This is a genomic window from Streptomyces sp. NPDC059900 (assembly GCF_050270335.1).
Classification (GTDB): domain Bacteria; phylum Actinomycetota; class Actinomycetes; order Streptomycetales; family Streptomycetaceae; genus Streptomyces.
Window position 1 is genome coordinate 1 of record NZ_JBNNJZ010000272.1, and the last position, 10,851, is coordinate 10,851.

General features: G+C 70.6%; 13 protein-coding genes and 1 pseudogene. All 14 read right to left on the bottom strand.

Features of this window, described 5'->3' with window-relative positions:
• Positions 1-171 (bottom strand): annotated as a pseudogene (locus ACQKIP_RS28350) (SAM-dependent methyltransferase); the annotation flags it as partial.
• 159 nt (positions 172-330) lie between these two features.
• Complete coding sequence (locus ACQKIP_RS28355; protein WP_365856181.1) at positions 331-1,344, bottom strand: HTTM domain-containing protein; 1,014 nt, start codon at positions 1,342-1,344, stop codon at positions 331-333.
• Positions 1,341-1,811 carry a DUF5819 family protein gene (locus tag ACQKIP_RS28360; protein ID WP_427744484.1) on the bottom strand — a complete coding sequence of 157 codons (471 nt, stop codon included), beginning with the start codon at positions 1,809-1,811 and terminating at the stop codon, positions 1,341-1,343. The genes ACQKIP_RS28355 and ACQKIP_RS28360 overlap by 4 nt, the downstream gene beginning before the upstream one ends.
• A 14-nt stretch (positions 1,812-1,825) precedes the next feature.
• The gene (locus ACQKIP_RS28365; RefSeq protein WP_365856177.1) at positions 1,826-2,404 is read right to left on the bottom strand and encodes a hypothetical protein; all 579 of its coding nucleotides are present in this window, start codon (positions 2,402-2,404) and stop codon (positions 1,826-1,828) included.
• 13 nt (positions 2,405-2,417) lie between these two features.
• Positions 2,418-3,065 carry a hypothetical protein gene (locus ACQKIP_RS28370; protein WP_365856175.1) on the bottom strand — a complete coding sequence of 216 codons (648 nt, stop codon included), beginning with the start codon at positions 3,063-3,065 and terminating at the stop codon, positions 2,418-2,420.
• A gap of 11 nt (positions 3,066-3,076) precedes the next feature.
• Positions 3,077-3,625 (bottom strand): hypothetical protein, encoded by a 549-nt coding sequence (locus ACQKIP_RS28375; protein WP_365856173.1) that lies wholly within the window; start codon positions 3,623-3,625, stop codon positions 3,077-3,079.
• 19 nt (positions 3,626-3,644) lie between these two features.
• Positions 3,645-4,244 carry a hypothetical protein gene (locus tag ACQKIP_RS28380; RefSeq protein WP_365856171.1) on the bottom strand — a complete coding sequence of 200 codons (600 nt, stop codon included), beginning with the start codon at positions 4,242-4,244 and terminating at the stop codon, positions 3,645-3,647.
• A 28-nt stretch (positions 4,245-4,272) separates the two neighbouring features.
• A complete protein-coding gene (locus tag ACQKIP_RS28385) occupies positions 4,273-4,791 on the bottom strand; it encodes a hypothetical protein (RefSeq protein WP_365856169.1) in 519 nt (172 codons plus the stop codon).
• Positions 4,788-5,999 carry an MlaD family protein gene (locus ACQKIP_RS28390; RefSeq protein WP_365856167.1) on the bottom strand — a complete coding sequence of 404 codons (1,212 nt, stop codon included), beginning with the start codon at positions 5,997-5,999 and terminating at the stop codon, positions 4,788-4,790. The genes ACQKIP_RS28385 and ACQKIP_RS28390 overlap by 4 nt, the downstream gene beginning before the upstream one ends.
• Positions 5,999-7,150: an MlaD family protein gene (locus ACQKIP_RS28395; protein ID WP_427744485.1), complete on the bottom strand. Its 1,152-nt coding sequence runs from the start codon at positions 7,148-7,150 to the stop codon at positions 5,999-6,001. Before ACQKIP_RS28395 ends, ACQKIP_RS28390 begins: the two co-directional genes overlap by 1 nt.
• Positions 7,147-8,349, bottom strand: coding sequence for an MCE family protein (locus ACQKIP_RS28400; protein ID WP_365856165.1), 1,203 nt, complete (start codon positions 8,347-8,349; stop codon positions 7,147-7,149). Before ACQKIP_RS28400 ends, ACQKIP_RS28395 begins: the two co-directional genes overlap by 4 nt.
• Positions 8,349-9,422 carry an MlaD family protein gene (locus ACQKIP_RS28405; RefSeq protein WP_365857078.1) on the bottom strand — a complete coding sequence of 358 codons (1,074 nt, stop codon included), beginning with the start codon at positions 9,420-9,422 and terminating at the stop codon, positions 8,349-8,351. The genes ACQKIP_RS28400 and ACQKIP_RS28405 overlap by 1 nt, the downstream gene beginning before the upstream one ends.
• The gene (locus ACQKIP_RS28410; RefSeq protein WP_365856163.1) at positions 9,419-10,453 is read right to left on the bottom strand and encodes an MCE family protein; all 1,035 of its coding nucleotides are present in this window, start codon (positions 10,451-10,453) and stop codon (positions 9,419-9,421) included. The genes ACQKIP_RS28405 and ACQKIP_RS28410 overlap by 4 nt, the downstream gene beginning before the upstream one ends.
• Positions 10,450-10,851: MCE family protein (locus ACQKIP_RS28415; RefSeq protein ID WP_427744488.1), on the bottom strand; the 402-nt coding region annotated here is incomplete at its 5' end. The genes ACQKIP_RS28415 and ACQKIP_RS28410, both read right to left, overlap by 4 nt.

Genomic DNA, 10,851 nt, shown 5'->3' on the forward strand with positions numbered 1-10,851 from the left:
GTCACGGGCCCAGGTGCAGAGCATCTCGCCCGATCCGCTGGCGAGGTCGAGCACGCGCGTCCCGGGCGCCAGGTGCAGCGCCTGGCCCAGGGCGGCGAGCTTGCCGGGGGTGATCGGGTTGTGGAGGCGGTGGCTACTTTCGCGAATGGTGAAGATGCGTGGAAGATCCACGAGAGGTGTTCCTTCGGTTCGATGAGGTCATGGCATTCGCGGGAGACGGCCGACCGGAGTCGGCAGTCGTGGCTCGGACCGTCATCAATACACCTCGTTCGCACGCATGGATCTTGAGCCGGTGAGCATAGACCTCCCCGGTGTGCCGTCTCCACCGATTTACCGGCCGCGCGAGCGCGCTGAGCGCAGCATCCGGGCCGCCCCCAGCCAGAACGACGTCGGCAGGAACACCAGGTCCCCCACGACGGTGATCGCCGAGAACATCGGCAGCGCCATCAGCAGGCCGATCCCCAGATGCGTGCCGAGCATCACGACCAGGACCGCGTACTTGAGCCGCGGGATGAACACGAGCACGGGGAACAACAGCTGGGAGGCGACGGTGACATAGGCGAGCAGCGCAAGGACGCTTCCCTGGTCCGCCAGCCAGTCGGAGAGCTCAGGGAAGGTCGCGAAGTCGTCCAGGCGCAAGGCGTAGTGCAGCGCGCTGCCGTCCCGCCATGATGTGCCGCGCAGCTTGTAGAGGGCCGCGGTGCCGTAGACCACCATCACCTGGAAGGCGATCAGTGCCATGCCCGCGTTGTGCAGGACGGTGACGACGCGGCGGCGCAGTTCCTCGTACGGGCTCGCGGGTGCGGGATTCGCTCGCGCGGCGCGGCGGGCGTCCAGGGACCAGCGGCGGCCCGACGCGCACAACACCAGGTAGTTGGCGAACAGCAGGCTCAGCAGCTCGAACCCGCTGGCGGCGACCGCCGAACGCATGTAGAAGCCCGCGACGACGAAGGCGAAGAGGACCGCCATGAGGCGGGTGTGCCAGCCCAGCAGGTACAGCACACTGACCACGACGGCCAGCACATAGGCGGCCCAGAAGTAGTCGGGACTCTGCGTGCCCGGCCAGGTGTACCACCAGGACAGGCGGCCGTCCGCGCCCTGCGCCTGCACCGAGGCGCGGAAGAGTTCGGGGGTGTACGGGGATCCGGGCCCCCAGAGGCGGTCCGCGTGGCCCGCCTCGCGGAGCAGGCCCAGCAGGAAGAGGCCCGAGACTCCGATGCGCAGGACCGCGGCGCCGTACAGCCCCAGGGGTGTGAGGGTGGCGGCGCGCAGGCGGACCCGTATGCGCCGGGTGCCGTCCTCGGTCACGGCGGCGCCCGGGCCGGGGGCCTGGCGCAGCGTCACGGGACCACCTCCCAGGTGCCCAGGGGCCGGCTGCTCGCGGCCGGGGCGGGACGGCCGGGCGGGGCGATGGGCAGGGTGCGCAGGCGCAGCTCTACGGCGTCCGGGCGGGGCTCTCCGAGGTCTTCGAGGCGTACGACGACGGCGTTGCGCAGATACTGCGCCGCGGGGGTCAGCGGAGCCCGCAGCTGGGTGTGCGGCGAGCCCGCGAGATGGGCGCTGACCGCCTTGCGCAGGACGGTCTGGTCCTCCCGGCTCGGCAGCGGGTTGCCTCGGTGTGCGGCGATGTCACGGGCGGTGAGGTCGATCCACCGGCCGGGTCGGTCCGCGCGCCAACTGCGAACCTCCAGATGGATGTTGGCGCGGGGCGGGTCGGGCGGCTCGACGCTGCGGCCCCTATCGCCCGCGCCGTCCCCGCGATCCGTGAGGTCTGCGCCGCCCCCGCCAACCGTGCCGTCCGTGCCGTCCACGGGTGCGCCCGCCCTTACCCGGCCGACGGTGCAGAGGGTCCGACACCGGGTAGGTTCTCGCACTCCGGAGCCTTGTCGAAGGCCTGCTTGAGCGTGGGATCGGCCTGGAAGTCATGGGCGGGGCCCTGGTAGCCGCCCGCCTTGTCCATGCCCTCGCCGGCCTTCTTCAGGGCCGCCTTCAGGGACTTCTCGTCGGTCACCTTGGCTTTCTTGAGCTGCGATGTGGTGCCGGCGAGGCTGGTGCGGGCGCCGCGAAGGTTCTTGAGCGCCTTCTTGTACGCGGCGTCTCCGCCGTCGACCGGCGGTGCGCCGTCCTGCCGCATCTTCTTGTCCAGCGCGCCGAGTTGCCGGTCGAGCGCTTCCATGAAGGTGACGACCTCCGCGTGGTACTTCTTGGCGTCCTTGCGGTCCGCGGCGGGAAGCGTCAGCTCGGACCCGACGTCCTGCACGCTGTCGCAGACGTCCGAGGCCCAGTCGACCTGCGGGCCGTCGTCGACGCGTGAACTGCACCCGGAGATCGTCGCCGCGACCGCGACCCCGAGGGCGGCGGACAGGAGCGCGGTCGTGCGCCGCTTGCGTCTCGTGTTCCTCATGGCTGACTCCCCTTCATCGGCTGAACGTGTCGATGTTCGCGATCTGCCAGGTACCGCCCCGGTGGACCACGTCCACGGCGAACATCGCTGCCGCGTGGGTGGCCGAACCTCCCTTGGCGGTACTGGTGTTGCTCTGGTCGGCGAACACCAGGACCCGGGCCCTGCCGCCGTTGATGACCTCGACTCCGCTGTGCGTGACGGTGGTGCTGAGGACGAGCTTCTGCCGGTCGCCCCTGGCGCGGACCTGCGCGAGCATCTCCCGGTGCTGGCCGACCGCCTTGCCGGTGAGGTACTTGTCCGCGGCCTTGTCGGTCCGGCCCGGGTCCGTGTGGTCGTAGGAGAAGACGGCGTCGACGGCCTGGCCGACCGTGCCCTTGACCTCGCTGGTGCGGGCCGTGTCGGTCAGGGCCGCGTTGCGCAGGGCGGGCAGGTCGCGCTCGCCCTCGGCCCGGGTGTGGGCGAACACGGCGAAGGCCGCGGCCAGTACGGCCAGCAGCGCGAGCAACAGGGTCCAGGGCATGGATCTGCTTGCGGTTCCGGCAGGCTTTTCCCGGGGTTTCGGGCGCGGGCGCGGGGCTCGCGGTGCGGGCTCAGGTGTCTCACGGGCCTTGACCGCGGCAAGGCGCCGCTGCCGGTTGACCATATGGCGTGTCGTCGACATGGATCGGCCCCTCAGTCGGACGGAGTGTCGGTGGTCGTCTCGCCCGCGGGGGCCTGGCCGAGCCCGCTCAGCTTCCAGCCGTCGCCGGTGCGGGTGAGCTCGCCCAGCAGCCGGCTCTCCTTGGTGCTCGGCTTCTTCTTCGGCGGGTCGACGGTGATCCGCATCGCGATCAGGACTCCTGCCCAGCCCTCGCGCTCGTCCAGTTCGGTCACGGCGCCCGAAAGGACCTCGGCCGTGGTGACCGTGCGCGCGGTCCGCACCTGTTTCTCGAACTCGGGCCTGCCCTTGCGCAGTTCGTCGAGGAGGCTTCCGGTGGCGGACTGTTCCCAGGCGTCGAGGCCGCGTTCGAGGTCACGGTGGTCGAGGGTGTTCATGTTCAGGGCGGCCTGTTCGCCCGCCGCGAGGACCTCGTCACGGGTCTGCGCGAAACGCGCGGAGTCGTCGTGGGCCGCCGCGTACCACGACGAGCCCGTCAGGGCGGCGAAGCCCAGGGCCAGGGCCGCCGCCGCGGCGGCGGCGAGGATGAGTTTCGTACGGTGCCGGGATGTCGTACGTGCCATGTCTGTCTCCGGTGGTGCCCTAGCGGGCCTTGATGTCGGTGATCGTCCAGTGGCCGTCGTGCAGGCGCGCGGTGATCGAGAGCTGGGCGGCCGCGGTGGTCGCCTTGGCGCCTTTGCGCTTGGCCCGCTGGTCGAGGAAGACGAGGAGCTGCGCCGTGTCGCCGGTGAGTTCGACGGCTCCGGCCCGCACCACCTGAGTGGTGAGCGACAACTTCTGCTCGGCGGCCTGCCGGCGGAGTTTGCCGAACAGGGCCCGGTAGTCCTTGGCCGCCTTGCCCCGCAGCACGTCGTGCGCGCGCCGCTCGGTGGTGGCCAGGTCGTCGGGCGTGTAGGTGAAGACCGTGGTCAGTGCGTCGCTGATGTCCGCGATGACCCGGCGGGTCCGCTCGCTGTCGGTCAGCGCCCGGTTGTCGGCACCCGGTGCGTCGGCGGTCCGGTCGGTGAGCACCAGGAGTGTGCCGCCGGTCAGGAGCAGCGCGGCCAGCACGAGGGCGAGCAGCGTGCGGCTCCTGCGGCCCGCGCGGCGACGGGACGCCGGCCGCGCCTCGTCGTCCGTTTCCGCATCCGTGCCGTCCGGGTCGGCCTCTGCCGCGCGCTGGGGTTTCAGTCCGGCGCTCATCTGCATCCCCTCATTCCGCTGCGCCCTCTCATTCCGCCGCGACCGGGACCGCGCTGAGCGAGCTGAGCTTCCAGCCCGCCTCCGTGTCGTCGAGACCCGCCTCGAAGCGTTTGCGGTCGGTGGTCGACTTGCCGGTGCGTTCGGTCACCTCGACGCGGACGGTGGCGATGACCTTCGCCGTGCCCGCGCGGGTGTCCAGGGCGATGACCGCGGCGTCGGTGACGGTGCCGCGGGTGCTTGTGCCCTCCTGTTCGAGGACCTTGGCGCTGTCGTCGCCGGTGCGCCGCAGCTCGTCCGCCAGCGGCCCGTCAGCCGCCTTGGTCCAGGCACGCAGCGAGGCCCGTACGTGTTCGCCGTCCATGGTGTTGAGCACGGCGATGTGCTGGCGGGCGGCGTCCAGGGCACTGTCGCGCTCACGGGCGTAGGCCAGGTCGTCGTCGGCCCGCGTGTGCGCGTACGTCCATCCCGAGATGCCGCAGAACAGCGCCCCCGCCAGCAGTGCGGCCGCCCATGCGCTCCGTCGCCGCATGACTTTCCCCTCGCTCATGACTCCCCCATCCCGAGCAGCCCGCCCAGGTCGTCCGGGCCCTCGGCCGCCGACTGGCTCTGTCCGGGGCCGCCCGAGCCGGGCCTGGCGGGCTCGGGGACGCCGCCGCGCGGCGCGTTGCCCGAGCCGCGTACGTTCTGGCCGCTGCCGGGTCCCGCGGTGCAGGCGGCCTTGGTGTTGGCGGGTGCCGGTGAGGTGTCCAGGCCGTTGCGGTAGGTGGTGCCGCCGTATCCGGCGGTGCAGGGCAGCGGCTTGAAGAAGGTGGTGACCATGCCGAAGCGCACTCCGTCGGGGCCGATGGCGGTCGCTCCGGTGGAGGCGACCTGCGGGATGCGCACCATCAGTTCGCGGGTGCCGCGCTGACGGGTCACCAGGAGCTCGGAGGTGGTGACGAGGTTGGCGAGCACGACGCTCAGACCGGGGTCGGTGTCTTGCAGCAGCGCGGTGAACTGCGTTGCGGCCTGCGGGGTCTGCGCGATGAGGCGGCGCAGGTCGGGGTCGGACTTCTTGAGCTGGGCGGCCAGTTCGGCGGTGCCGCTCGCGAAGGACTTCAGGGCGGCGGACTGCTCGTTCTGGGTGCGCAGCACGGTCTCGCCGTCGATGAGGAGTCTGGTGGTGGCGGGCAGGGACTTCTTGGCCGCCCGGATGAATTCGCTGCTGGTGTCGATGAGGATCTGCAGGTCCTGTCCGCGTCCCTCGAAGCTCTTGCCGAGTTCGTCGACGACCGTGCGCAGCGCGGCGGTGTCCACCGAGGAGGCGAGCCGGTCGACGCTGGTCAGTACGTCGGTGACCGGCGCGGGCGTGTGCGTGGCTCCGCGGGGCACCACCGAACCGTCGGCCAGGTAGGGGCCGCCGTCGGTGCGCGGGCTCAGATCGAGGTACTGCTCGCCGACCGCCGAGAGGTTGGCGACCTTCGCCTCCAGGTCGCTGGGGATCTTCGGCGCGGAGTCGTTGATGCGGACGCGGGCCTCGACTCCGTCGGGGGTCAGCTCGACGGCTTCCACGCGTCCGACGTCGACGCCCCGGTAGGTGACGTTTCCGTGGCTGAACAGGCCGCCGGTCCGGGCGAGCTGGACCTTTACCGTGTAGTAGTCGCGGGCGCCCACGTACCGTCCGAGGTCGGCGTACGTCGTCGCGATGTAGGCGAGGACGAACACGCCGAGCACGAGGAAGGCGATGTTCTTGAGATGAGTGGAGCGGGTGAGCACTAGGAGTCGCCTCCTGAGGTTCCGGTGACCGCGGGCAGCGGCAGGGACGAGCGCGTGGTGGTGCCGCCCCCGCGGACCGGTGGCACGATCTCCGTGCCGGGGGCCGCGGCGATCTTCAGGTAGACGTTGAGGTAGTCGCCCTTGACTCCGGTGAGCACCTCGTCCGTGAACGGATAGGTGAACATCACCTGTAGCGATTCGGGCAGGTCTGCGCCCGAGTCGGCAAGGTTCTTCAGGACCGGGGCCAGGGCCTTGAGGTCGGCCACGAGGTCGTCCTTGGTGCGGTCGACGGTGTCGACGGCGACCGTGGAGAGCGAGTCCAGGGCGCGCAGCATGCCGACGAGGGAGGAGCGCTGGTCGCTGAGGACTTTCAGGCCGGGCGGCAGGTCGCGCAGGATCTCGCCGATCTTGCGGTCGCGGGTGGCGAGGGTGGTGGAGAGCCGGTTCATGCCGTCGAGGGCGGCGGTGATGTGTTTCTTGTTCTTGTCCAGGCTCTTCGCGGTGGTGTTGATCTGCCGCAGCACGGAGCGGACGTCGCCCTCCTTGCCGCCGATGGCCTTGTTGAGTTCGCGGGAGATGGTCTGGATCTGCTGAACGCCGCCACCGCTGAGGACCATCGACAGGGCGCCGAAGACCTCCTCGATCTCGGGGTTGCGGTTGGTGCGGTCGAGCGGGATGACGTCCCCGTCGCGCAGCCGGCCCTGGTTTGCGGCGTACGCCGCCTTGGTGCCGGTCTCGGTGTCCTGGAGGTCGGGGCGGGCGCGCATGTCCTTGGGGGCGACGAGTTGGACGTACTTCTCGCCCAGGATGCTTGACTGCTCCAGGTTGGCGTAGGCGTTGGCGGGCAGTCGTACGCCGCCGTTGACCTTGAGGGTGACGCGGGCGGCCCAGCCGTTGTCGGCGAGGGATATCCGGGTCACGCGGCCGACGTCGACGTCGTTGACCTTGACGGCGGAGTGCGGGAAGAGGCTGACGACGTCACGGAACTCCGCGGTGATCTCGTACGGATGGTCGCCGAGGTCGGCGCCGCCGGGCAGCGGCAGGTCCTCAAGGCCGTCGAAGTCCGGCAGGCCGCCGGCGCCCAGGACCAGCCCTGCGAGGGTCACGGTGAGGGAGAGGCCCATCGCGATGCGTGCGGTGCGGCGCTTCATGGCCGGCCTCCCCCGGCGCTCTTGGCCGAGCCGTACACGGTGCCGACCGCGGGCAGCGGCAGCACGGGCAGGTTCTTGACCCGTTCCTCGGGGACGGCCACGAGATCCCCGGCGGCGGCGCTCCTGGTGCCGCTCGCCCCGGCCAGTTCGTTGATGTTGGCGCGGCCGTCGATGGTGCGGGTGCGGGGGTTGTACGCCTGGTCGAGGTTGGCGGCGGCCAGCGGCAGGACGTCCAGGGCCTCGGCGACCGAGGCACGCTGTTCGACGACGGCGCGGGTGATGCCCGCCAGCTTGTCCACGTTCGACTTCAGGCGGCCGCGGTTGTCGCTGATGAAGCCCTTGACCTGGCCGAGTGCCGTACCGAGCTCTTTGAGGGCGCCGGCGAGGTCGTCCTTGTCCGCGGCGAGGAAGCCCGCGACTTCGGACAACTGCTTCTCGGCGCGGGCCACTTTGCCGTCCTTGCGCTTGAGCATGCTGATGAACTCCTGCAGCTGCTCGACGGTCTTGACGAGGTCGCCGCTGTTGCCGTTGAGGACGGCGGAGGCGCCGCCGAGCTGGTGGATGGTGTCGCCGATGTCCTTGCCGTTGCCGTCGAGGTTCTTCGCTCCGGTCTCGACGAGCCCGGCCAGGGCGCCGTCCTTGTTCGCGCCGTCGGGGCCAAGGGCATCGCTCAACTCGGTGACGCTCTTGAGGAGTTCGTCGACCTCGACGGGGGTCGCGGTGTGCTCGGCGCTGATGACGTCCCCGTCGCGGATCTGCGGGCCGCTGCTGTAGGCGGGGCTCAGCTGCACGAAGCGCCCCGACACCACGCTGGGGGCGACCACGACGGCCTGTACATGGGCGGGTACCTTGACCCCTTCGTCGAGGGTGAGCCGCACCCGTACCTGTTTGCCCTGCGGCCGGATCTCGCCGACGCTGCCGACACGGACCCCGAGGACCCGGAGGTCGGAGCCCTCGTGGACGGCGACGGCCCGGTCGAAGTAGGCGGTGATGTGTTTGCCGTCCCCGCCGCGCGCCAGGGCCGTCACGCCGGCGATCCCGCCCGCGACAAGGAGCGCGAGGACGACGAGGATGGCCACGAGCCGTCCGCCCCACAGGGCGCCGGTCGCATCCGCGATGCGCTCGCCGAGGCCGGGTCTCGCGGCTTTGTGTGCGCGCGCCGCCGCTTGGGTGCGGGCCTCTGTTTGTGTGCGGGCCATCAGCGTCCGCCTCTCTGCTTCGGCGGCATGCATCCGCTGTCCGGGCCGGTGCCCGCGGGCAGATAGTCCTCGGGGACAAGCCCGCACAGGTAGCCGTCCATCCAGCGCCCGTTGCCCAGGGTGTTGCCGACGAGCCGGTAGTACGGTCCGGCGGCGGCGAGGGCCTTGTCGAGGTTCTTCTGGTTCTTGCTCAGGACGCCGGTGACCCGGTCGAGGGCGGCGAGCGCGGGCCCCAGCCGGCGTTCGTTGTCGTCGACGAGGCCGCTGATCTCGGTGCCGAGGTCGCGGGCTCCGGTGAGCAGCGCGTGGATGGACTTGCGGCGGTGCCGGACCTCTTCGAGGAGCAGGTTGCCGTTGTCGAGCAGCCGCTCGAACTGGGTCTTCTTGCTGCTCACGGAGGTGGTGAACTGGGCTGATCCGTCGAGGAGTTCGGACAGTTCGTCGTTGCGCGTGGAGACCGTCCTGGAGAGCGCGGACAGGCCCTTCATGGCCTTGCGGACGTGCGGCGGAGTGTCCTTGAAGGCTCCGGAGACGGCCTTGAAGCTCTTGGCGAGCTGGTCCTCGTCCAGCGCGCCGGTCGTGCGGCTCAGGCCGTTGAAGGCCTCCATCACGTCGTACGGCGATGTGGTGCGCCGGGTCGGGATGCGCTTGCCGGGGTCCTGCCTGCGGCTGCCGAGCGGATCGACCGCGAGGTATTTGGCGCCCAGGAGGGTCTTGATCGCGATGCCGATGGTGCTGCGGTCACCGATCCAGGCGTCCTTCACCTCGAAGGTGACCTTCACCTTGGGGCCGTCCAGGGCGACGTCCTCGACCTTGCCGACCCGTACGCCGGCGATCCGCACCTCGTCGCCCGCCTTGAGCCCCACCGAGTCCCTGAAGTCGGCGGTGTAGCGGGTGCCGTCGCCGATCACGGGCAGCGATTCGGCGTTGTAGGCGAGCAGCCCGATGAGGGTCATGGCAAGGAGCCCGGCCAGGGCGACGGCCACCGGGTTGCGCTCGTTGACCGGTTTGATGCGGGGGCGGCGCAATCGGGGCAGTCGCCGGCCCGTCCGCTTCGTGCCGGGGCGCTTCATGCGCGACACCTCGCATCCTTGATCGCGAGTCCGGTCGGCGGCGGGCTGCCGTCGTACGTCGAGACACCGCTGACCTTCGCTTCGCAGAGGTAGAGGTTCAGCCAGGAGCCGTAGGAGGCCATCCGGGAGACGGCGGCCATCTTCTGCGGTGTCTTCTCCAGGAAGTTCTCGACCAGGGGCTCGTTGTCGGCAAGCGTCTTGGACACCCGTCCCAGATCGCGGATGCCGTCCTTCAGGGGCGCCCGGCTCTTGCCGAACAGATCCGCCGTACTGACGCTGAGCGTGGCCAGCGAGTCGACGGACCGCCCGACGGTCTTGCGGTCGTCGGCGAACCCGGAGACCAGCTTCTCGACCGTGCCGATGAGTTCGGTGAAGCCCTTCTGCCGGGTGTTGACCGCTTTGAGGACGCGGTTGAGATTGCTGATGACCTCCCCGATCACCCGGTCCTTGGCGGCGACCGTGGTGGTCAGCGACCCGACGGTCGCAAGCAGGCTCTCGACCGTGCCGCCCTCGCCCTGGAGGACCTGCACGATCGATCCCGCGAGCTCATTGGTGTCCTGCGGGGAGAGCCCTTGCATCAGCGGCTGGAACCCGTTGAAGAGCTGGGTCAGGTCGAGGGCCGGCGTGGTGCGGCTCAGCGGGATGGTCTGCCCCGGCTCCAGGGTGCGGCCCACCGGTCCGGCGCCGCGGCGCAGATCGACGAAGCGCTGCCCGAGCATGTTCAGGTACTTGATGGACGCCGTCGCGGAGGCGGGCATCCGCCGCTCCCCCTCCAGCGTGAACTCGACCTGCGCGTAACGGCGTTGGACGATCTCGATCGACGACACCTGGCCCACCTTGACCCCGGCGACCCGCACCGAGTCGCCCTCGTTGAGGCCGGTGGCATCGGTGAACCAGGCCTTGTAGCTGCGGGTCCCTCCGACGTCGGAGCCCGCGACGCTCAGCGCGAGCACGGTGGTGGCCAGGGCGGTCACCACGATGAAGATCAGCGATTTGACGGCGGGTCCGGTCAGGCTGCGCTGTCCGCTCACTTCAGCTTCACCTCCGCCCCGCGGAAGGCCGGTCCGACGAGCACGCTGGACCAGTCGGGCAGGGGGCCGCGCCGCGCGGTGTCCGGTGCGGAGAGCAGTTCGGTGACAAGGTCGTTCTCCTGGGGCGAGTTGGCCACACCGAGCCCGCCGGACACCCCGCTCAGGGTGGTGGCCGTGCTCTGCTTCGCGTCGTACGAGCCGCCCGTGTAGGGGACGGGGTAGCAGCGCGGCCCGCCGCCCGCCTCATAGCGGGGCGTGTCCCGGCCCGGCGCATAGGCGCCGCGCGAGGGAACGACCCGCACGTCGACGCTCAGGCCCGGCCGGTCGGTGCCCTTGCCCAGAGCGGCGTCCATCGCCGGTACGAAGTCGGCGACCGTGCTCAGGGTGCAGGGGCTGTC